Source organism: Fulvimonas sp. R45, assembly GCF_030504985.1.
In the GTDB taxonomy this organism is placed as follows: Bacteria; Pseudomonadota; Gammaproteobacteria; order Xanthomonadales; family Rhodanobacteraceae; genus Rhodanobacter_A.
Map to the genome: position 1 here is coordinate 235,325 of NZ_JASERU010000004.1, position 19,905 is coordinate 255,229.

The following is a 19,905-nucleotide window of genomic DNA, read 5'->3' on the forward strand; positions in this document are numbered from 1 at the left end:
CGGTGACCATCCAGAGAGGAGGGTTTGCCGATGTCGCGTAGCATGCTTGCAGCAGCAGCTTTGACTTTAGTCCTTGGTTGTACCGCGGCGTGGGCCGCCGAGCCCGTCCAGAGCAACGATCTGGGCAAGGCCTGGCCGAACGCGCCGGATGTGAGCCGCAGTCCTGATTGGCACGTCTACGTGTTCCAGCGCAACGGGATCCGCTACGTGCAGGTGAACGATCTCAACGGCAATGTCCGCGGTGCCTTCGGGACTGCGAATGGAACCTACCTGGTGCTTCCCATCGGCAGCGATTCGAGCCGCGTGCTGACACCCACGCAGGGCAATGTGCCGACCAATGTGGGTGAGACGGTCTACCAGGACAACCAGGTGACGCTCAATGTGGCAACGGACCCGACGACGGGCGCGGCGGCGTTGCTTGCCACCTGTACGGATCCGGACGAGTGCGCGGCTCATGTGCAATCGGGTTCGAGTAATCCATGACCGCCAGCGCATCCGTGTCGCGCAGGAAGATGGAGATCCGGTGAGACACCGGGGTGAGGCGCTCGTGCACCTTGCCCCGGAAAGTTCCTGCGCGGTTCCGGATCGAGGATAGCCCGAAGCCGCACACGCCCAGCCGCGAGAGCATCAGCCGCCGGTCCATCGACGGCCGCTCTCCGGCGGGCGTTCCGTTGCCGAGCGAGCCCGTTTCCAGCACCAGCGCGACCCAGCGCGCGCCGCACCAGGTACCGGCGCGCAGCGTCAGGCGCAGTTCCACCCATGTCCTGTCCGGCCTTGCGAACTGGTAGGCCACCGTTTCGCAGGCCAATCGGTACACCGCGAGCTGCAGGTGCGGGCTCAGACGGTCCAGCCCGTCGCCGATCGGCACGAAGCCGTAGTGGATGCCGAGGTCGTCCATCAGTGAATGGATCGGGCCCTCGCGCAGGGTCTCGAGCATGCCGCGGGTCTGCCAGGCGCGGGGGAACAGGCCATCGACCAGGCGGTGCACCTGGACGTTGCTGCTGATCGATTCACGCCGGTGCAGGTGTTCCTCCGATTCGCTGAGGAAGTGCCGGAAGCGATCGACCAGCTTCAGGTGCGCATCGAGCAGGCCGCGCCCCATGCTCTCGAACGCGTCAGCGGTCTGGCGCATGCGGGCTTCGCTCATGATGTAGCCCTCCTGCGCGAGTTCCAGCGCGCGCAGGGTATCCAGCCGTTCCTCCTCGTCGCGCCGGTGCAGCAGGCTGATGTGCGCGCCCCACAGCAGCATGCTGGAGACCGCGAAGGCGATGAAGGCCTGCGCCTGCATCGTCGCCGGATCGCGCAACTGCTCGATGGTCAGCGCCACCGCCACGCTGGAAAGCGTGCCGCTGACCGCCGCGCCCTTCCAGCCGTGGCGGAACGAGAACCACACCACCGGCACGAACAGCGCGATCTGCGCCACCTGATGGAAATCGCCGACGCTGAGGATCGCCACCCAGCAGAGCAGGGCGGTCAGCGGCAGCAGCAGGCCCAGGCCTTCATGGACCGGCCGGCTCGTGCGCAGCGCGCCCAGCAGCTTCGGCCATGTCCAGTGCTGGTCCTTGAAGGTCTGCAGGCCGGCGAGCACCAGCGGGGTGACGGTCAGCACGCCGAGGAAATTGCCGAGGAAATAGCGCGTCAGTCGCGGCAGGAGACCGGGCGCATCGTATGCCGGCGGCACCCGCATCAGGTAGACGGTGCCGGTGAACAGCACCATCCACAATCCGGAGACCACCAGGGTCAGGGCCAGCAGGCGGTTGACATGGATGGCGCGGCCGCGTTGCGTGACGATGGCGCGGTGGCGGTGGAACCAGAACACGACCGGCATCGCCAGGGCGATCGGCGGAAGCATGTTCAGCACGGTCCAGGCCGGGCCGTAGGTCGAGCCGCACTCGTAGCTGGATACCCCGAGCGACGCGACCTCGCCGACCACCAGCGCGGGCCAGTAGCGCACGGGCACCAGCAGCAGGCAGGTGAGGCGCAATCCCGCGGGCAGGAACCACTGCGAGAACGAAAAACCGCGCAGCAGGGTATAGGCGAGCCCATAGAGGGCCGCCACAGCCAGACTGCGGATGAGATACGGAACGAACCCTTTTCGCATGCCGGACCTCGTACACAAGGCGGACGATGACTTCGATGCCGGAGCGGCTCGATCCGGGCCGCACGGAATGCGCCGCCCCATGATATGCCATTCGTGAGACGCCGGCGTGACGGCGTTCTCACGGGCGCCTTTCGTCCGGCGGAACGGCTCCCGACAACGAAAAGGCCCGCTCGGGGAGCGGGCCTGTCGCGTGCATGGTGGCCGGGGACGGAATCGAACCGCCGACACGGGGATTTTCAATCCCCTGCTCTACCAACTGAGCTACCCGGCCGGAAAAACGCGCGGCGCGCAAAGTCGCGCACCGCGTGGGAGCCGCGCATTAAAGCCGATGCGCCGGAAGGCGTCAAGACTCGGCGTCGGGCGGTACGTAGCCCGGGACGGGGGCGACATCGCCGCCGAACAGGAATTTCTCCATCTCGCCGGCGAGGAACTGGCGCGCCTTCGGGTCGAGCGGATTGATCCGGTTCTCGTTGATCAGCATGGTCTGGTGCGCCAGCCATTGCTGCCAGGCGGGCTTGGAGATCCCGGCATAGATGCGCTGGCCCAGCGGACCGGGCCAGGGAGCGAAGTCGAGGCCTTCGGCGTCGATGCCGAGCTTGGCGCAGTGGACGGTACGGCTCATCGGTTCGGGTTCCTCACAGGCTCTGCAGCAGGCCGCGCACGGGCGCGGGCAGGCCCAGCGCGGCAAGGTCGCCGGCGTCGCACCAGCGCAGGTCGGGATGATCGGCGATGCCGGGCAGCGGCGTCGCGCCGTCGAACAGCAGCGGCTCGACGACGAGGCGGTAATGGCTGAATACGTGCACGAACGGCGCCAGCGCCTGCGCGTCGTCGATGCGTGCGTGCCGCTGCGCCGCGCGCCAGGCGGCGTCGGTGTCGGCGGCCTCGGGCAGGCTCCAGAGACCGGACCACACGCCTTGCGGACCGCGCCGTTCCAGCAGCACGCGGCCTCGGCCGTCGCGCAGCAGCAGCAGCACGGTGGCACGCTCGGGCAGGGCCTTGCGCGGCCTGGGGCTGGGCAGTTGCGCGGTGAGGCCGTCGCGCCGGGCCACGCAGCCCGCGGCCAGCGGGCAGGCCTCGCACGACGGCCGCGAACGCACGCAGACGGTGGCGCCCAGGTCCATGATCGCCTGGGTGTAGTCGGCCACCCGCGCGGCCGGCGTGTGCGCGTCGGCATGCCGCCACAGCTGCTTCTCCACCGCGCTTTCGCCCGGGTGGCCGTGGATGCCGTGGTAGCGCGTGAGCACCCGCTTCACGTTGCCGTCGAGGATGGGGAAGCGCAGCCCGTGCGCCTGGGCGAGGATGGCGCCGGCGGTGGAGCGGCCGATGCCGGGCAGCGCGGACAATGCGTCGAAGTCGTGCGGCAGCTCGCCGCCGTGGCGTTCCACGCACCGCTGCGCGGCGCGGTGCAGGAAGCGCGCGCGGCGGTAGTAGCCCAGGCCGGACCACAGCGCCAGCACCCGGTCCTCGTCGGCGGCAGCGAGGTCGCGCAGGGTGGGCAGCGCCTCGACGAAGCGGTGGAAGTAGGGGATGACCGTGGCGACCTGGGTCTGCTGCAGCATGACCTCGGACAGCCACACGCGATAGGCGTCGCGGCGGCCGTCGGCGGCCGCCTGCTGCCAGGGCAGGTCGTGGCGGCCATGGTCGTCGTACCAGGCCAGCAGGGCATCGGCGACGGCGCTCATCGCTTCTTCGGGCTCGCGGGTTTCGCCGCCTTCGCCGCTGCGGGCGGCGCGGCGGCGCTCGACGCCGGGACGGCGTCGCCGGCGCGCACGCTGAGTCCCTCGACGTGCACCCCGCCCAGGTCAAGGCGGGCGATGTCGATGCTGCCGTCGGCCGGTGGCACGGCCAGCTGGGGATCCTGCGCGGCGTCGCCCAGGCGCGACCACCAGTGCGCCAGCGCCAGCGGCGGCAGGCGCAGGTCCACGTGGTTGCCGGCTCCGTCCAGCTTCAGCGCCAGCAGCAGCGGGCTGCGCTGCCCGGCCGGGGTGAGCGTGAGCGAGGTGGCGTAGCTGCCTCCGGCCTGGTCGCGCAACGCCCCGTGCAGCTGCAGCGAGGCGTCGGCGGCGCCGTGCCAGCGCGCGCTGCCGGCCAGCTGCAGGCCGAGCCGGCTGCCGTGCGACAGGTGCAGCGCGATGTCGTCCAGCTGCAGCGCGCCGCCCTGCATGCGCGGGGTGGCCGAGAGCTGCCAGCGCACGGGGGTGTCGTCGGCGGTGTCGGCGGACAGGTCGAGCAGGAACGGCAACCCCGGCATCAGGCTGCCGGCGTCCAGCGACACGTGGTCGAGCAGCAGCCGGTCGCCGCTGACCACGCTGCCCTGGGCGATGCGCACGCCGGTGTCGATGCGCGGCACCTGCAGCGGCGCGCTGGCCGGCCGCGCCGGCAGCGCGGAAAGCCAGGACTGCAGCGCGTCCAGGTCCACCCGCGGCGAATCGATCTCCAGCTGGGAGATTGCGGTGGGGCCGCCGAACAGGGTGCGCCACGGCAGCGCCAGGCGCCCGCGCGCGGCGAGCAGGATCGGCGTGTTGGCGCCACGCGCGTTGAGCGTGAGCCCTTCCAGTTCCAGCGCGGGATGCGGGAACAGGGTGGGATGGGCCGGGCTGGCCAGGCTCAGTTCCAGCCCGGCGTCGCGCGCCTGCGCCTGCAGCATCGCGGTGAAGCGCTCCGGTTGCAGCAGCAGGTACAGCGTCACCAGCACCGCCAGCGCCACCGCGGCGGCGACGCCGCCGCAGGCGAGCAGGGCCAGGCGCAGGCGGCGCGGCAGCGTCATGGCTGGCCGAGGCGCGCCGGCAGCAGGCCGTCGACGAAGGCCGCGGCGTCGAACGTGCGCAGGTCGGTGGCGCCTTCGCCCAGGCCCACGTAGCGGATCGGCAGGCCGAACTCGCGCGCCAGCGCGAACACCACGCCGCCCTTGGCGGTGCCGTCGAGCTTGGTGACCACCAGGCCGGTGACGCCGACGATCTGGCGGAACTGGCGCAGCTGGCTCAGCGCGTTCTGGCCGGTGGTGCCGTCGATCACCATCAGCACCTCGTGTGGCGCCCCGGGATCGAGCTTCTTCAGCACGCGGGCGATCTTGCCCAGCTCGTCCATCAGGCCGCCCTGGGTGTGCAGGCGGCCGGCGGTGTCGGCCACCAGCACGTCGGCGCCGCGCGAGCGGGCGGCCTGCAACGCGTCGAAGATCACGCTGGCGGCGTCGGCGTCCTGGCCCTGCGCGATCACCGGCACGCCGTTGCGCGCGCCCCAGGCTTTGAGCTGCTCGACCGCGGCGGCGCGGAAGGTGTCGCCGGCGGCCAGCAGCACCTCGCGGCCCTCGTCGCGGTAGCGCCGCGCCAGCTTGCCGATGGTGGTGGTCTTGCCGACGCCGTTGATGCCCACGGTGAGGATCACGAACGGCTGCCGGCCGGCCACGTCGAGCGGCCGCGCCACCGGCTCCAGCCGCGCCAGTAGGGCCTGGCGCAGCGCCGCCAGCAGGGCGTCGGCGTCGGCGAACTCGCGCTTGTGCATGCGCCGGCGCAGGTCCTCGACCAGCTCGGTGCTGGTCTCGATGCCCACGTCGGCGGTGATCAGGGTGGTTTCCAGCTCGTCCAGCAGGTCGTCGTCGAGCTTCGGGTGGCGCACGAACAAGGCGCCGAGGCTGCGCGCGAAACCGCTGCCGGACAGGCGGTCGCGCCAGCTGCGCTTCGCCGCGACGGGCGAGGCGGCGCCGGCCGGGGCTTCCGCTTCGGCGGGGACCGGCGGCGCAACGGCTTCAGGCGTGGCCGGGGGCGACGCGGCCGGTGTCGCGGCGGCAGTGTCGGCCGTGGTTTCGGCGGGCGCTTCGGCCGGCGGCTGCGGCGTCGTGCCGGCGTCCTTCTTCTTCCAGAACTTGAGCATTGCGGCGGGGATTCGGAGACAATGGGCGGCATGCTAACACCCCCTTCCAGACCGCCCGCTGAGCCGCGGCGCGGCGGCCCCGCTGGCCGGGTCCGCCGCGCATGAGCGCCCGGCCCGGGCGCATCCGCGTCATCGGCGGCCGCCTGCGCAATTCCCGCCTCGACGTGCCCGCGCTGCCGGGCCTGCGGCCCACGCCGGAGCGGGTGCGCGAGACCCTGTTCAACTGGCTGGCGCCGACCATCGCCGGGGTACGCGCGCTGGACCTGTGCGCCGGCACCGGGGCGCTGGGCATCGAGGCGTTGTCGCGCGGCGCGTCCGAGGTGCAGTTCGTCGAGCGCGACGCGCGCGCGGCGGGCGCGATCGCGGACAACCTGGCACGGCTCAAGGCGACCGGCGGCAGCGTGGCGACGGCGGATGCGGCGGCATGGCTGCGCGGCACGGCGCGGCCGTTCGGGCTGGCGTTCCTCGACCCGCCGTTTGCGCTGGCGCTGTGGGACGGGCTGGCCGGCCAGCTGGAGCGCGGCGGCTGGCTGGCGGACGGCGCGCAGGTCTACGTGGAATCGCCGCGCGACGCGGCGCTGGCACTGCCGTCGAACTGGCAACCCTGGCGCGAGGGCGCGGCCGGCGAGGTACGCTTCGCGCTGTATCGCCGGGTCGGCGGGCTTCCGTTAAGCTAGGGCTTCCCCCATCGGTCGCCCACGCTTCGTGAACAAGCCGCCCGTCAACACCCGCCTGGCCGTGTATCCGGGTACCTTCGACCCGATCACCAACGGCCATGCCGACCTGGTCGCCCGCGCCGCGCCGTTGTTCGAGCGGGTGGTGGTGGCGGTGGCCGAGAGCCCGAACAAGGGCAAGGGGCCGGGCTTCAGCCTGCACGAGCGCATCGCGCTGGCGCGGCTGGCGCTGGCCGACCTGCCGAACGTGGAAGTGCGCGGCTTCGACAGCCTGCTGGCCAGCTTCGTGGCCGAGATCGGCGCCGGGGTGATCATCCGTGGCTTGCGCGCGGTGTCCGACTTCGAATACGAATTCCAGCTGGCGAGCATGAACCGCCATCTCATCCCGCAGGCGGAAACGCTGTTCCTCACGCCGGCGGAGCAGTACAGCTTCATTTCCTCGTCGCTGGTGCGCGAGATCGGCCGCCTCGGCGGCGACATCTCCGGTTTCGTGCATCCGGCGGTGCAACAAGCCATGCGGCAGCGCTGGCACAAGAGCCAACAGAAACCCGAAGGGGATCATCATGCGTAAATTCGCCTACCTCGCCACCACCCTCGCGCTGACCGGCTGCCTGGCCCTGACCGCCTGCAACCAGCAGGACGACAACCAGCAGGCCACCGCCCAGGTGCAGAAGCTGACCCGCCCGGCCAACCCGAACGACACCAAGGCCTGGAACGCCTACCTGGTCCAGCTGGTGCAGTCGCACCTGGACGGCATGACCGCGGCGCAGCCCTATCCGTACCTGGTGCCGGCCGGCGACGACGACGAGGCCAAGGCCCAGTACGACCGCCAGCTCGGCAACGTGCAGGACACCGTGGCCCGCGGCGTGCTGCCGGGCAACCTGCTGGCCTTCGCCGGCCCCAACTCCGGCAAGACCGCCGACCTGGTGACCGCGGCGTTCAAGGACGCCAAGCCCGGCTCGTTCAAGGGCGTGATCGTGCTGTTCATCGGCGACCAGGCCGACCAGCAGCGCGTCGAGGACGCGGTGAAGCCGACCGGCGCCACGTTCCGCTTCGTGCAGATGTAAGAGAGCCACGGCGGCTGCGGGACCCGGCGGCGGAGCAGCTTCGCCGCCGGTGCGCGTTCCCCCGCGGCCGCCGCGCACCCGCATGTCCCTGAAGATCCTCGACACCTGCGTCAACTGCGACGTCTGCGAACCGGTCTGCCCGAACAAGGCGATCTCGCTCGGCGAGGAGTACTACGTCATCGATCCCGCGCTGTGCACGGAGTGCGTCGGCCACTTCGACGAGCCGCAGTGCGTCGAGGTGTGCCCGGTCGAATGCATCCTCGTCGACGACGAGCGGCCGGAGTCGCGCGCGGACCTCGAACTCAAGTACCGCCACCTGATGGAGAGCAAGCCATGAACCTCGCGTTGCGCTGGCGCATCGTCCTGCTGGGCCTGGCCTTCACCGCCGCGCCGGCCTTCGCCGCCGGGGCCACCGCCGCGCCGGCCACCACGCAGCCGGCGGCCGCGCCGCTGGCGCAGCGCCCGGGGCATGCCGCCATCGCCAGCGCCAACTTCCTCGCCACCAACGCGGGCTTCGAGGTGCTGGCCAAGGGCGGCAACGCCTTCGACGCCGCGGTGGCGGTGGCCTCCACGCTGTCGGTGGTGGAGCCGGAAAGCTCCGGCATCGGCGGCGGCTTCATGGCCACGCTGCATGTCGCCAAAACGAACCGCGACGTGTTCCTGGACGCGCGCGAGACCGCGCCGGCGGCAGTCAATCCCAAGGATTACCTCAACCCCGACGGCACCCCCAACCGCGACGCCGCGCTGAAGGGGCCGCTGTCCGCCGGCATCCCCGGCGAGCCGGCCGGCCTGGTGTGGCTGGCGAAGCACTACGGCAGGCTGCCGCTGAAGGACTCGCTGGCGCCGGCGATCCGCATCGCCCGTGACGGCTTCAAGCCCGACCCGCGCCTGCTCGCCTCGATCAAGGGCGAGCAGAAGGATCTCGAACGCTGGCCGGCGTCGGCGGCGAAGTTCCTGCCCGGCGGCAAGCCGCCGGCGGCGGGCGCGGTCTGGCGCGACCCGAACCAGGCGCGCACCTGGGAACGGGTCGCCGAAAAGGGCGACGCCGGCTTCTACCAGGGCGAGACCGCGCGCAAGCTGGTCGCTGCGGTGCGCGCGGCCGGCGGCAACTGGACGCTGGCGGACCTGGCCGGCTACCGCGCCAAGGAGCGCCAGCCGATCGTCATCGACTACCGCGGCTACCGCATCGTCACCGCGCCGCCGCCGTCCTCGGGCGGCGTGGCGATGGCGGAGATCTTCAACATCCTGTCCGGCTTCGACCTGTCGAAGATGGACCAGGCGCACCGCGTGCACACCATCGTCGAGGCGATGCGCCGCGCCTTCCGCGACCACAACGACTACCTCGGCGACCCCGACTTCGTGAAGATGCCGCTGGCGATGCTGTTGTCGCCGTACTACGCCGACGGCCTGCGCCAGAGCATCCTGCCCGACCGGGCCACGCCGTCGTCGATGCTGCCGCACGGGCCGGCGCACGATCCGGGCATGCACACCACGCACTTCTCGATCATCGACAAGGACGGCAACATGGTGGCGATCACGTCCACCGTGAACTACATCCTCGGCTCCACCTTCGTCGCCGGCGACACCGGCGTGCTGCTCAACGACGAGATGGACGACTTCGCGCTGGTGCCGAACAAGCCCAACGTGTACGGCCTGCTCGGCAGCAAGGCCAACGCGCCCGAGGGCGGCAAGCGCATGCTGTCGTCGATGTCGCCCAGCATCGTGATCGGGCCGGAGCGCACCGCGGTGATCGGCTCGCCGGGCGGCTCCACCATCATCACCCAGGTGATGGAAGGCATCCTGCACTTCGTGGAAGGGCAGAGCGCGCAGCAGATCGTGTCCGACAAGCGCTTCCACCACCAGTTCCTGCCCGACGTGGTGGACGTGGAGGACGGCGTGTTCGACGCCGCCACCAGCGCCGAGCTGAAGCGGATGGGTTACACGTTGAAACCGCGCGAGCCGTGGGGCTTCATGAACGTGGTCACCTGGGACCGCCGCACCAACACCCTGGACGCGGCCAGCGATCCGCGCCGGCCGTCAGGGCTGGGCAAGGTGCAGTAGGAGCGCACCCTGTGCGCGAAGGCTCTTGGTCCCGGTCCGCGCCAGAGCCTTTCGCGCGCGGGGGCGCTCCAGCAAGGCTCCGGTACGGGGCTTCGGGACGTCATCGGGAGTGAGCATGGAATTCTGGTCGATCCTCGGCAATTCGCAGCAGCTCGATGGCGGCGCCATGTTCGGCAACGCGCCGAAGGCCTTGTGGTCGCGCTGGATCGCGCCGGACGCGCAGAACCGCATCCCGCTGGCCTGCCGCTGCCTGCTGGCGAAGGACCTCGACGGGCGCAACGTGCTGTTCGAGACCGGCATCGGCGCGTTCTTCGAGCCGTCGCTGCGCGAACGCTACGGCGTGGTCGAGGAGCGCCACGTGCTGCTCGACTCGCTGGCCGAAGCCGGCCTCTCGCACGAGGACATCGACGCGGTGGTGCTGTCGCACCTGCACTTCGACCATGCCGGCGGCCTGCTCGCCGCGTGGGAGCAAAGCCAGCCGCCGCGACTGCTGTTCCCGAACGCCGCCTTCGTGGTGGGCGCGGCGCACTGGCGGCGCGCGCTGCAGCCGCATCCGCGCGACCGCGCCTCGTTCATCCCCGAACTGCCGGCGCTGCTGGAACGGAGCGGGCGGCTGGAACGGGTCGAGGGCGAACATTCGCGCACGCTGGGCGAGGCGGTGCGCTTCCATCATTCGGACGGCCATACGCCCGGGCTGATGCTGGCCGAGGTGGGCGGCGTGGTGTTCTGCGCCGACCTGATCCCCGGCCGCTTCTGGGTGCACCTGCCGATCACCATGGGCTACGACCGCTATCCCGAGCAGCTGATCGACGAGAAGCACGCCTTCCTCGACGACAAGCTGGCGCGCGACGTGCGGCTGTTCTTCACCCACGACCACGAATGCGCGCTGGCCAGCGCGACCCGCGACGAGCGCGGCCGCTACGGCACCGCCGGGGAACAGCGCGAACTGCGCGGCTGGCGTCCCGCCTCCGCCTGAGCCGCATGCCGGAGATCCGATGAGCCACGACACGCCTCCTCGCCTTCCGTTCGCCCCCCTGGCCCTGCCCGCGGCAGGCGTGGTGCTGCTGCTGGCCGGCCTGCTGCTGGCGGGGCTCACCGAGCGCGGGCTGGCCCGTTTCCATGCCGCCGCCATGCGGCATGGCGGGCAGGTGCTCGACCTCGGCGCCGACGGCGGGCCGCAATCCGGCGACCAGGGCCTGATGGTGCGCGTGAGCGGGAAGGTGCAGGTGGTGGAGTCGCCGCTGGACGCGCAGTTCAACCAGCAGGTGGACACGCCCGAGCTGGTGCGCCGCGTGGCCATGTTCCAGTGGCACGAGGTGAGCGCGGGCGGGCCGCCGGTGTACGAGCAGGACTGGATCGACCACCCGGTGGATTCGTCCGGCTTCGCCCCCGGTCATGCCAACCCCGGGCGTTTCCCGCTCGAGGGGCAGCGCATCGATGCGGGCCAGGTGCGGGTGGGGCGCTTCGTGCTGTCGCCCGAGATCCAGCGCGCGCTGCCCGGCAGCGTGCCGGTGTCGCCGGACATGCGCCGGCTGCCGGCCAACCTTGCCGCCAGCTTCAGCCTCTACCACGACGCCCTGGTGACCAGCGCGAACCCGTCGCGCCCGCAGATCGGCGACCTGCGGGTGAGCTGGGAGGCGGTGCCGGCCCAGGCCGTGACCGTGGTGGCCCAGGTGGACGGCAACCGCCTGGTGCCGGCCGGCCACACCGCCGACGGCAAGGGTTTCGAGGTGCAGGTGGGCGATCGCCCGCTGGCCGGCATGTTCCCCGACCTGCCGCTGCCGCCGGCGTTCGCCTGGCCGCGCCGCGTGCTGGCCGTGCTGCTCGCCGCGCTGGGGCTGGGCCTGCTGCAGCGCCAGCGCCGCGGCGTCGTGCGGCCGCTGCCGGCGCTGGCCACGGGCGTCGCCGCGGTGGGCGCGGTCTCCGGCCTGTGCTGGCTGGGCACCGCCGTGGCCACGGCGGCCGGCTGGTTCGTGCTGGCCGCGCTGGGCATCGCGCTGGCGGCATGGCTGCACGGCGGCCGCCGGCTCTGAGAGCCTGTTCAAGATCTCCCCGTAGCTCGCGTTGCCTTGCCCTGGCCGCCAGGTGGGAGTGCGTGGCGCAGCGCCTGCCTGGCTGGCAGGCCAAGCCGCGCGCTGCCGCATGGTGGCCAGGGCAAGGCAACCCTTCGGGCCGGGTCTGTTTGCCCGCATCCCCGCGTCATCGCTCAGTCGTGGACGGACGTCCACTCCTTCGCTCTTCCTTGGTCTGCGCGCAAACAGCTCCCGGCGCGGGCCACGGGGAGATTTTGAACAGGCTCTGAATCGTCAGGACTCCGCCTGCCGCCGGCCAGCATCGGCAGCGATGCTGTGCGCTTTCGACCACGGAGCCCCGCCATGCCTTTCCGATCACTGACCGTCGCCGTCCTGTCGCTCGCCCTGGGGCTGCCCGCCGCCGCGTCCACGCCGCCGGCTTCCCGGGACATCGACCGCAGCCAGTGGAACGCGCCGCAGAAGCCGTCCCGCATCTACGGCAACACCTGGTACGTGGGGCCGTACGGCCTGTCCTCGATCCTGGTCGACACCGGGCGGGGGCTGGCGCTGTTCGACGGCGACCTGCCGGAGTCCGCGGCGGTGATCGAGGCGCACATCCGCGCGCTCGGCTTCCGCGTGCGCGACGTGAAATGGATCCTCAACTCGCATGCCCATCCCGACCATGCCGGCGGCATCGCGGCGCTGCAGGCCGCCAGCGGCGCCCAGGTGCTGGCGAGCCGGGAGGGCGCGCGCGAACTGGAGCTCGGCGGCGCCTACCGCGCCGACCCGCTGTACGGCTGGGCCGCCAAATACCCGCCCGTGAAGGACGTGCGCGTGGTGCGCGACGGCGAAACCCTGCAGCTCGGCGGCGTGGCGATCACCGCGCACTACACGCCCGGCCACACGCCGGGCAGCACTTCGTGGACCTGGGCCTCGTGCGCCGGCAAGCGCTGCCTGCACATGGTCTACGCCGACAGCCTCACCGCGGTGAGCGCGCCGGGCTACCGCTTCATCGACCACCCGGCCTACGTGGCCGGTTTCCGCAAGACCCTCGCCACCGTGGCCGCATTGCCCTGCGACGTGCTAATGACGCCGCATCCGGACGCCAGCGGCTTCTGGGAGAAGGTGGCCCGGCGCGGGTCGGCCGACGACGTGGCGCCGCTGGTCGACAGCCGCGCCTGCCGCGACTACGCCGCCGCCGCCGCGAAGAACCTCGACGCGCGGCTGGCGGAGGAGCAGGCAGGGAAGGCGAAGTAGGCTCTCAGCCCGGCGGCCGTTTCTCGGCGAAGGCGAAGACGTGGTCGGCCCAGCGCGTGGCCTTGAGGTAGGCGGCCGCGACGCGGCGCGCCTGCTGCGGCGGGATGCTGCCGTCGCCGGGCATGCGGCCGGCTTCCCACAGCCGCACCTGGTGCAGCAGCGGCGCGAACGGGCCGCCGCGTTCCAGCAACGCCGCGCGGATCTCCGGCGCCAGCGGCAGGTGCTGCAGCACGAAGTCCATCGGCGCGCACATCAGGCTGTCCAGCAGCGAGAACAGGCCGGCGGTGAAGGCCATCTCGCGCTGCGGCTGCGGCATGCCCTGGGCCAACTGCTCGCACATCTGCGCCCGGATCAGCGCGGCGCGCAGCAGCTCCGGCGGGCGGTCGCTCATGCCGCTGAGGCTCAGCGTGGCGATCCAGTTGCGCATGCGCGACAGCCCGAAGAAGATCGCCGCCTGCTCCACCGACTTGATCCGGCAGGGCAGCGCGAAGTAGGCCGAGTTCACGCAGCCCAGCAGCTTGTAGCTGAGGATGGCGTCGTCGCGGATGATCTTGCCCAGCTCCACCGGGCCGGAGTTCTCCTCCTCCAGCGCGCGCAGCAGGCGCAGCACGCTCAGCCGGTTTGCGCTCAGCACCGGCACGTCCACCTTCTCCGGCAGCAGCAGGTAGCCGCCCTGCATGGCGGCGAACGGCAGCGCGATGCAGCGGTGGCTGGAGGCGCGGTCGTCGACCCGGCCGGCGACCACCTTGAAGCCGCGCTTGTCCAGTTGCGCGCAGCGTTCGGCGAGCAGCGCGGGCGCGGTGCCGGCGGCGTCCAGGCGCACGTAGCGGGCGTGGCGCAGCAGCTGGGCGCCGGGCGTGTCGGGCCCGGGCGGCGGCGCCGCGCCGAGGTCGAACAGCAGCGCGCAGCCGCGCTGCGCGAGCTGGACGAGGCGGGCCAGCAGCGCCTCGTCGCCGGCGTCGCCGGGAACGACCACCAGGCCGATGCGCGGCTGGCGCAGCACGTAGTCGGCCTGCTCCAGCATCAGCCCGGGCGACAGGCGCAGGAAGGCCGGGTTGCCGCGCGTGAGCTGGGCGATGGAGCCGTCGATGAGGGTCGACAGCAGGCGGTGCATCGGCGCGTCGTCGCCGTCCTCGTCCGCCTGCAGCAGCAGTTCGTAGGCCACCAGCTGCTGGTGGCGATCGAGCATCGGCACGCGCACCACCGGCAGCGGCGCGTCGGGTGTCGTGGCGACGGAAAGGGCGGCGGCGGTCTCGGTCATGGTGTCCGTGGTGGATGCGCGGGCCGGCGATGGCCCGGGTGTCGCGCCGGGCGGGCGGCCGGGCTCAGGCCTGCGCCAGCGGCGAAGAACGGCGCGCATGGCGCAACTGGCCGGCCGGGCCGTAGACGTCCGCGTCGGCGCTGGCGCCGGTGAGCACCGCCAATGCGCGCCGCACGTGCTGCAGGCGCTGCCCGATCAGGCGGCCGTTGCGCTGGTTGGTGCGCTGGCATTCCTGCAGCAGTTCCAGCACCCGCGACCACGCCCCGCGCGGCATGGCCGCGGACGGGGACGCCTGCGCGAGCTGCCGGCGCTCGGTTTCCAGCTGCTCCAGCCGGCGCAGCAGTGCCTGCTTGGCGTCGCCGCTGCGGTCGAGCGCGGCGGGGTCGGCCTGGTCGAGCGCGGCGCGCTCGTCGGCCAGCGCCTGGCGCAGATCGGTCGCGGCCGCCTGCATGTCGGCGACCACGGCGGACAGGGCCTCGCCCAGTTCGGCGCGCAGTCCGTCGCTCATGGCTTGCCGGCGAGCTGCCGTTCCAGCGATGCGAGGCGGTCGGCGATGCGGCCGGCGTCGACCGTGTAGCTGCCATCGGCCAGCGCCTGGCGCAGCTTCTCCACCCGCTGGGCGTCGATCCCGTCGCCCTTGCCGGCCTGGGCCAGCGCGTGCAGCGAGCGCGCCGATTCGGTGAGCTTCACGCTGTCGCCCGCCGGCGCCGGGACGGCGGCGTCGGACGCGGCGGGGGCGTTCTGCGGGGCCGTCGCGCCGGGGCCGTTCTTGGCCTGCGGCAACGAGGGCATGCCGTTCGGTGTGATGGTGGTGTTCATGGCGGGTCCTGTCGGAATCTGCGGCCTCACGGGCAGGCTATCGGCGGGCGGAAGGCGAACTTGAGCGGCTCACGGCAGCGCCTCGACCAGGCCGGTGCCGCGCACCACGCCGGTCACCAGGCGGCCGGAGCTGTCGTTGCGCACGCGCAGCCGCGCACCGACGTCGCCGCCGCCCAGCGCCACGCCGCCGGCGCGTGCCTCGACGCCGCCGAGGTCGGCGATCAACTGTACATGGTCGCCGGCGGCGACCGCGCGGCGGCCGGCGAGGTCGCCGGGCGCCAGCACCCGGCCCGCACCAAGCGGGTGGGCGAGGGTGCGGTCGCGCAGCTGGTCCAGCCGTTCGACGTAGCCGTAGCCCAGCCGGGCGACGTCGAGTTCCTCGCGCCGCACGTCGCCGGCGCCGATGCCGTCGCCGCGCTGCAGCGGGCGGGTGGTGACCAGCACGTCGCGGTAGAGCTGCACGTCCACCGGCACGCGGATGCGCCAGCCGTCGGCCACCGGGCAGCGCAACTGCACGCCGACGCGGGCGCCGATGCGGTCACGGGCGGGCATGCTGGCCTGCAGCGGCCGCGGACAGGCGGGCAGGCGCAGGCGGCCGTCCAGCGGCCCGGCGCGTACCTCGACGCGGACGCCGGGCTGCTGCAGGCGCGCGCGCAACCAGCTTTCCGCCTGCCGCTGCAGCGACGCGGTCGACTGCATGGCGCCCGCGTGCGCCGCCGACGGCAGCGTCAGCGCGAGCAGCAGCAGGACCGCGCGCCGGATCATGCGGCGGGTTCGGCGAGCAGGGCGCCGAGCTGGCGCTGGATCGTGTCGCGTTCGGCCTCGACCCGCTCGGGCCATGGCGCGGCCTGTTCGCTGCGCCCTTCGCAGAGCAGCTCGGCGAAGGCCTGGCTGTGCTCGCCCAGGCGCGCGCCGGCCTGCACCAGCAGCTCGGCGGCCGGGTGTCCCGGCCGCCACGCCGCGAGCCGGCCGATGGCGCGCTCGAGCACGCGGGTGTCGAACCAGCGGCGGTCGAGCGCGGTGGGCTCGCGCAGCGCCAGGTCCATCGCCTGGCGCAGCGCCAGCGCGGATTCGCGCACGGTGAGGCTGAGGCTGGCCGGATCGTCGCCGCCCTGGCTGTCCAGCCAGTCCAGCCCGAGGCGGTGGCCGAGCACGGCGGCGCGGCTCATCGCCTCGCCCTGGCGGCGGGCTTCCTGCGCGCGCCGGCGCAGCACGCCGAGGGCTGCCTGCACCGCGGCGGCGCGCGCCTGCTGGGCGTCGTGGCCCTGCTGCACATTGCGGATGCGCTCGACGGCCACCTGCAGCGCCTCGTCGCCGCGGCGCAATGCGCCTTCGGCCTGGCCGACGCCGTGCTGCGCGCGCTCGAGCTGGCGCAGGCCGTGCTGCACGTCGTGGTCGAGCTGCTGCGAGAACCCGCCGATCGCGCCGGCCACCGTCTCGATGCCGGCGGTGGCCTCGGCGGTCTTCTCGGCCAGTTGCTTCACTTCGTCGGCGACCACCGCGAAGCCGCGCCCCGCCTCGCCGGCGCGCGCCGCCTCGATGGCCGCGTTCAGCGCCACCAGGTTGGTCTGGTGCGCCAGTTCCTGCACGCAGGCGGTGAGGCGGCGGATCTCCTCCGCCTGGGCGGCGAGGCGTTCGCGGTTGCGGTTGAGCGTGGACAGCGCCGAGCGGGTCAGGCGCAGCTGGCCGTCCAGTTCGCCGACACCGGCCTGGGCTTGGGCGCCGGCGGCCTGGGCGGTGCCCACGCCGCTGGCGGCCTGCTGCAGCATTGTCGAGATTCCGGCGCCGGCGTCCGTCAAGCGGTCGACGCCTGCGCGGCCTTCGGCGACCGCCTGGTCCAGCGCGCCCTGTTCGCGCGCCAGGCCCTGTGCGGCGGTCAGCAGCAGGCTCTGCTGCTCCAGCGTCTGCAGCGCGACGCCGGCGGGCGCGCGGGCGGGGCGGGGCGGCAGCGAGGCCAGCAGGCGCGCCAGGCGCGGATGGCGCCGCGCCAGGCGCGCGAGCTCCGCCTCGTCACCGTCGGCGGCGGCCTGGACCAGGGCGGCGAGATGCTGGCTCCGTAGGAAAGGCATGGACGGCTGGGTTCCTGGAATGGGAGGGACTCCCATGGATCGTCGGCAAGCGCCGGAACTTGAGAAGCAATGCATGTGCCAGCTCAAGTCCGGGCGCCGCCGGCCGATAGTCCCGGCGGGTTTCCTCGGACGGCGGATATCGGCATGGCGGGTGCGTTGCTGGACAGTGTGGAGCGCTACACGCGCCTGGCCGGGCACAACCGCGTGGCGATGCTGCTGTTCCGGCTGGGCGACGGGCAGGCGTTCGCCATCAACGTGTTCAAGGTGCGCGAGGTGCTGCGCCGGCCGCCGCTGGAGCGCATGCCCGGCGCGCACGGGCTGCTGGCCGGCAGCTGCGACTACCGCGGCCGCACCATCCCGGTGATCGACCTGGCCGCCGCGCTGGGCTATCCGCCGCTGCGTGATGCGCCGGCGTCGCATCTGGTCGTCACCGAGTTCCAGCGCAGCGTGCAGGGCTTCCTGGTGTCCGACCTGGCGCGCATCGCGCATTGCGAGGGCGGTTCGCTGGAAGCGCCTTCCGATGCGCTGGGCTTCGGCCCGTGCATCAACGCGACGACGCGCATCGACGGCGCGCTGGTGGCGGTGGTCGACGTGGAGCACGTGCTGGCCGGGCTGGAGGAGGCGCCGCCCGGGCTGGCCGCCGGATTGCGGCGCACCGCGGCGGAACGGCCGCTGTCGCCGCGCCGCGTGCTGGTGGTGGACGACTCGCAGGTCGCGCGCCGGCGCCTCGTGGAGCTGTTCGACCAGATGGACATCGAATGCCTGCTGGCCAACGACGGGCGCGAGGCGCTGGCGCGCCTGCGCGAGCTGGCCGCGCGACCCGCGGCGGAAGGCGTGCGGCTGGTGGTGTCGGACATCGAGATGCCGCGCCTGGACGGCTATGCACTGACCCGCGCGATCCGCGAAGCGCCGGAGCTGCGCGGGCTGAAGGTGCTGCTGCACAGCTCGCTCAGCGGTGTGTTCAACCAGGCGCTGGTGGACGAGGTGGGCGCGGACCGCTTCGTGGCGAAGTTCCAGCCCGACGTGCTGGCGCAGGCGGTGCTGGACCTGCTGCCCGGCTAGCCGCGACGGCTTTCCGTCGCGCATCGCGCACGCGGTCGTGGCGCGCATGGCGCAGGCCGCGCCGCCACGCGGTTTGCGGCGCCATGGCACGCCTCTTGCCAGAGGCTTCCTGCGGCCGGTGCCGCGGGGAACACGCTATGAACCTCGACAACCTCTTCGGCATGCACACGCAGGCGCTGGCCTTGTGGCAGCGGCGCGCGGAGGTGCTGTCCGGCAACCTGGCGAACGCCGACACGCCGGGCTACCTGGCGCGCGACGTGGATTTCCGCGCGCTGCTTTCCGGCGCCGGTGCGGGTGCGCCGCTGCCGCTGGACACGACCTCGCCCGGCCAGATCGGCGGCGCGGCTCCGGGCGGCGCGATGCCGCTGTCCTACCGCGTGCCCACGCAGCCGAGCCTGGACGGCAACACCGTCGACAGCCAGCTGGAATCGGCGGCCTTCGCCGCCAACGGCGTGCACTACCAGGCGAGCCTGGCCTTCATCACCGCGCAGATCCACATGCTGCGCACCGCGATCACGGGAGACCAGGGCTGATGTCGCTGTTCAAGATCTTCGACGTGGCCGGCTCGGGCATGGCGGCGCAGTCGCTGCGCCTGAACGTGGTCGCCAGCAACCTGGCCAACGCCGACAGCGTGGCCGGCTCGCCGGACGCCGCCTATCGCGCCCGCGAACCGCTGTTCGCCGCCGTGCAGCGGCAGTGGCAGGGCGCGCAGGCGCAGGACGGCGCCGACGGCGTGCAGGTGCGCGGCATCACCGAGAGCGCGGCGCCGGTGAAGGCGCAGTACGAGCCGGGCAACCCGATGGCCGACGCCGACGGCTACGTCTACGCCAGCAACGTCAACCCGGTGGAAGAGCTGGTGAACATGATCTCCGCCTCGCGCTCGTACCAGAGCAACGTCGAGGCGATGAACACCGCCAGGCAGCTGATGCTCAAGACCCTCACCCTCGGCAACTGATCCCGGAGCGCACGGCATGATCGACACCAGCAACACCACCGGCGCCGCGTCGGGCGCGACGGGCGGCGCGGCCACGCCGAAGGGCACGATGTCCCAGGCCGACTTCCTCAAGCTGATGACTGCGCAGCTGCAGGCGCAGGACCCCACCCACCCGGTGGACAACACCCAGTTCGTGTCGCAGATGGCGCAGTTCAGCCAGCTCTCGGCGACCCAGCAGCTCGACACCGACCTCAACACGCTGAGCGGCAATTTCAGCAATGCCGCGCAGGCGGCGCAGGTGATCAATTCCGCCAACCTGGTGGGACGCGAGGTGATGGTGGGCTCCGACACCGCCGCCTACGACGGGCAGGCGGTGTCCGGCGGCGTCAACGTCAGCGTGCCGGGTCGGGTCGTGGTGACCGTCAGCGACGCGGCCGGCCACGTGGTGCGCAGCATCGACCTGGGCAACCGCGGCGAGGGCCTGGCGAAGTTCGACTGGGACGGCACCGACGACGCCGGCAAGCCGGTGGCGGACGGCAGCTACACCCTCGCGGCCACCAGCGGCGGCACCGATCTCGCCACCTACGTGGCCGGCACGGTCGAGGGCGTGGGCTACGGCGGCAGCGGCGTGGGCACCTACCTGCAGGTGGCCGGCGTCGGCGGCGTGCCGCTGGCGCAGGTCGCCCAGATCCTCTGATCCGTCCCAACCTCCAACCCC

Annotated in this window: 23 protein-coding genes and 1 tRNA gene; 13 read left to right on the forward strand and 11 right to left on the reverse strand. The window is 72.5% G+C overall.

All coding sequences use genetic code 11. The features are described from left to right. Positions 1–30 precede the first annotated feature (30 nt). Positions 31–483: a hypothetical protein gene (locus QMK61_RS05635; RefSeq protein WP_302071060.1), complete on the forward strand. Its 453-nt coding sequence runs from the start codon at positions 31–33 to the stop codon at positions 481–483. On the opposite strand, the gene QMK61_RS05640 is transcribed toward QMK61_RS05635, so the two are convergent. From QMK61_RS05640 to ftsY, 6 genes are all read right to left on the reverse strand, one after another. Beyond that, the gene (locus tag QMK61_RS05640; protein WP_302071061.1) at positions 377–2,059 is read right to left on the reverse strand and encodes an MASE1 domain-containing protein; all 1,683 of its coding nucleotides are present in this window, start codon (positions 2,057–2,059) and stop codon (positions 377–379) included. The genes QMK61_RS05635 and QMK61_RS05640 overlap by 107 nt on opposite strands. Positions 2,060–2,296: 237 nt before the next feature. Then, positions 2,297–2,372, reverse strand: a tRNA-Phe gene (locus QMK61_RS05645). A gap of 72 nt (positions 2,373–2,444) precedes the next feature. Beyond that, positions 2,445–2,723, reverse strand: coding sequence for an oxidative damage protection protein (locus tag QMK61_RS05650; RefSeq protein WP_302071062.1), 279 nt, complete (start codon positions 2,721–2,723; stop codon positions 2,445–2,447). 13 nt (positions 2,724–2,736) lie between these two features. Next, positions 2,737–3,783, reverse strand: coding sequence for an A/G-specific adenine glycosylase (gene mutY, locus QMK61_RS05655; protein ID WP_302071063.1), 1,047 nt, complete (start codon positions 3,781–3,783; stop codon positions 2,737–2,739). Continuing rightward, a complete protein-coding gene (locus QMK61_RS05660; RefSeq protein ID WP_345783616.1) occupies positions 3,780–4,868 on the reverse strand; it encodes a membrane assembly protein AsmA in 1,089 nt (362 codons plus the stop codon). Before QMK61_RS05660 ends, mutY begins: the two co-directional genes overlap by 4 nt. Then, positions 4,865–5,971, reverse strand: coding sequence for a signal recognition particle-docking protein FtsY (gene ftsY / locus QMK61_RS05665; protein WP_302071064.1), 1,107 nt, complete (start codon positions 5,969–5,971; stop codon positions 4,865–4,867). Before ftsY ends, QMK61_RS05660 begins: the two co-directional genes overlap by 4 nt. A 101-nt stretch (positions 5,972–6,072) precedes the next feature. Here ftsY and rsmD point away from each other — a divergent pair, with 101 nt between their 5' ends. From rsmD to bla, 8 genes are all read left to right on the forward strand, one after another. After that, the gene (gene rsmD / locus QMK61_RS05670; protein ID WP_302071065.1) at positions 6,073–6,648 is read left to right on the forward strand and encodes a 16S rRNA (guanine(966)-N(2))-methyltransferase RsmD; all 576 of its coding nucleotides are present in this window, start codon (positions 6,073–6,075) and stop codon (positions 6,646–6,648) included. 28 nt (positions 6,649–6,676) lie between these two features. Beyond that, positions 6,677–7,216, forward strand: a complete 540-nt coding sequence (gene coaD / locus QMK61_RS05675) for a pantetheine-phosphate adenylyltransferase (RefSeq protein ID WP_302071066.1) — start codon at positions 6,677–6,679, stop codon at positions 7,214–7,216. Further along, a complete protein-coding gene (locus tag QMK61_RS05680) occupies positions 7,209–7,712 on the forward strand; it encodes a hypothetical protein (RefSeq protein ID WP_302071068.1) in 504 nt (167 codons plus the stop codon). Before coaD ends, QMK61_RS05680 begins: the two co-directional genes overlap by 8 nt. Positions 7,713–7,794: 82 nt before the next feature. Beyond that, positions 7,795–8,049 carry a YfhL family 4Fe-4S dicluster ferredoxin gene (locus QMK61_RS05685; protein ID WP_302071069.1) on the forward strand — a complete coding sequence of 85 codons (255 nt, stop codon included), beginning with the start codon at positions 7,795–7,797 and terminating at the stop codon, positions 8,047–8,049. Continuing rightward, a complete protein-coding gene (gene ggt, locus QMK61_RS05690) occupies positions 8,046–9,773 on the forward strand; it encodes a gamma-glutamyltransferase (RefSeq protein ID WP_302071070.1) in 1,728 nt (575 codons plus the stop codon). The genes QMK61_RS05685 and ggt overlap by 4 nt, the downstream gene beginning before the upstream one ends. 115 nt (positions 9,774–9,888) lie before the next feature. After that, positions 9,889–10,749: an MBL fold metallo-hydrolase gene (locus tag QMK61_RS05695; protein WP_302071071.1), complete on the forward strand. Its 861-nt coding sequence runs from the start codon at positions 9,889–9,891 to the stop codon at positions 10,747–10,749. A 19-nt stretch (positions 10,750–10,768) separates the two neighbouring features. Beyond that, positions 10,769–11,806, forward strand: coding sequence for a TMEM43 family protein (locus QMK61_RS05700; RefSeq protein WP_302071072.1), 1,038 nt, complete (start codon positions 10,769–10,771; stop codon positions 11,804–11,806). Positions 11,807–12,148: 342 nt separating this feature from the next. Then, positions 12,149–13,042, forward strand: a complete 894-nt coding sequence (bla, locus tag QMK61_RS05705; RefSeq protein ID WP_302071073.1) for a subclass B3 metallo-beta-lactamase — start codon at positions 12,149–12,151, stop codon at positions 13,040–13,042. Between the two features lie 4 nt (positions 13,043–13,046). Here the strand turns inward: bla and QMK61_RS05710 are convergent, their stop codons facing one another. The 5 genes from QMK61_RS05710 to QMK61_RS05730 all read right to left on the reverse strand — a co-directional run bounded on the left by QMK61_RS05710 (position 13,047) and on the right by QMK61_RS05730 (position 17,191). Further along, positions 13,047–14,303 (reverse strand): HDOD domain-containing protein, encoded by a 1,257-nt coding sequence (locus tag QMK61_RS05710; RefSeq protein WP_302071074.1) that lies wholly within the window; start codon positions 14,301–14,303, stop codon positions 13,047–13,049. 64 nt (positions 14,304–14,367) lie between these two features. Next, positions 14,368–14,811 carry a flagellar protein FlgN gene (locus QMK61_RS05715; protein WP_302071075.1) on the reverse strand — a complete coding sequence of 148 codons (444 nt, stop codon included), beginning with the start codon at positions 14,809–14,811 and terminating at the stop codon, positions 14,368–14,370. Beyond that, a complete protein-coding gene (flgM, locus tag QMK61_RS05720; RefSeq protein WP_302071076.1) occupies positions 14,808–15,122 on the reverse strand; it encodes a flagellar biosynthesis anti-sigma factor FlgM in 315 nt (104 codons plus the stop codon). Before flgM ends, QMK61_RS05715 begins: the two co-directional genes overlap by 4 nt. 69 nt (positions 15,123–15,191) lie before the next feature. Continuing rightward, a complete protein-coding gene (gene flgA, locus QMK61_RS05725; RefSeq protein WP_302071077.1) occupies positions 15,192–15,887 on the reverse strand; it encodes a flagellar basal body P-ring formation chaperone FlgA in 696 nt (231 codons plus the stop codon). Next, complete coding sequence (locus tag QMK61_RS05730) at positions 15,884–17,191, reverse strand: methyl-accepting chemotaxis protein (RefSeq protein WP_302071079.1); 1,308 nt, start codon at positions 17,189–17,191, stop codon at positions 15,884–15,886. Before QMK61_RS05730 ends, flgA begins: the two co-directional genes overlap by 4 nt. Before the next feature lie 144 nt (positions 17,192–17,335). Between QMK61_RS05730 and QMK61_RS05735 the strand changes: the two genes are divergently transcribed. The 4 genes from QMK61_RS05735 to QMK61_RS05750 all read left to right on the forward strand — a co-directional run bounded on the left by QMK61_RS05735 (position 17,336) and on the right by QMK61_RS05750 (position 19,884). Beyond that, the gene (locus tag QMK61_RS05735; RefSeq protein ID WP_302071081.1) at positions 17,336–18,253 is read left to right on the forward strand and encodes a chemotaxis protein; all 918 of its coding nucleotides are present in this window, start codon (positions 17,336–17,338) and stop codon (positions 18,251–18,253) included. 137 nt (positions 18,254–18,390) lie between these two features. Beyond that, positions 18,391–18,786, forward strand: coding sequence for a flagellar basal body rod protein FlgB (gene flgB, locus QMK61_RS05740; RefSeq protein WP_302071083.1), 396 nt, complete (start codon positions 18,391–18,393; stop codon positions 18,784–18,786). Next, positions 18,786–19,208, forward strand: coding sequence for a flagellar basal body rod protein FlgC (flgC, locus tag QMK61_RS05745; RefSeq protein ID WP_302071084.1), 423 nt, complete (start codon positions 18,786–18,788; stop codon positions 19,206–19,208). Before flgB ends, flgC begins: the two co-directional genes overlap by 1 nt. Before the next feature lie 16 nt (positions 19,209–19,224). Beyond that, complete coding sequence (locus QMK61_RS05750) at positions 19,225–19,884, forward strand: flagellar hook capping FlgD N-terminal domain-containing protein (RefSeq protein ID WP_302071085.1); 660 nt, start codon at positions 19,225–19,227, stop codon at positions 19,882–19,884. The last annotated feature ends 21 nt before the right edge of the window (positions 19,885–19,905 follow it).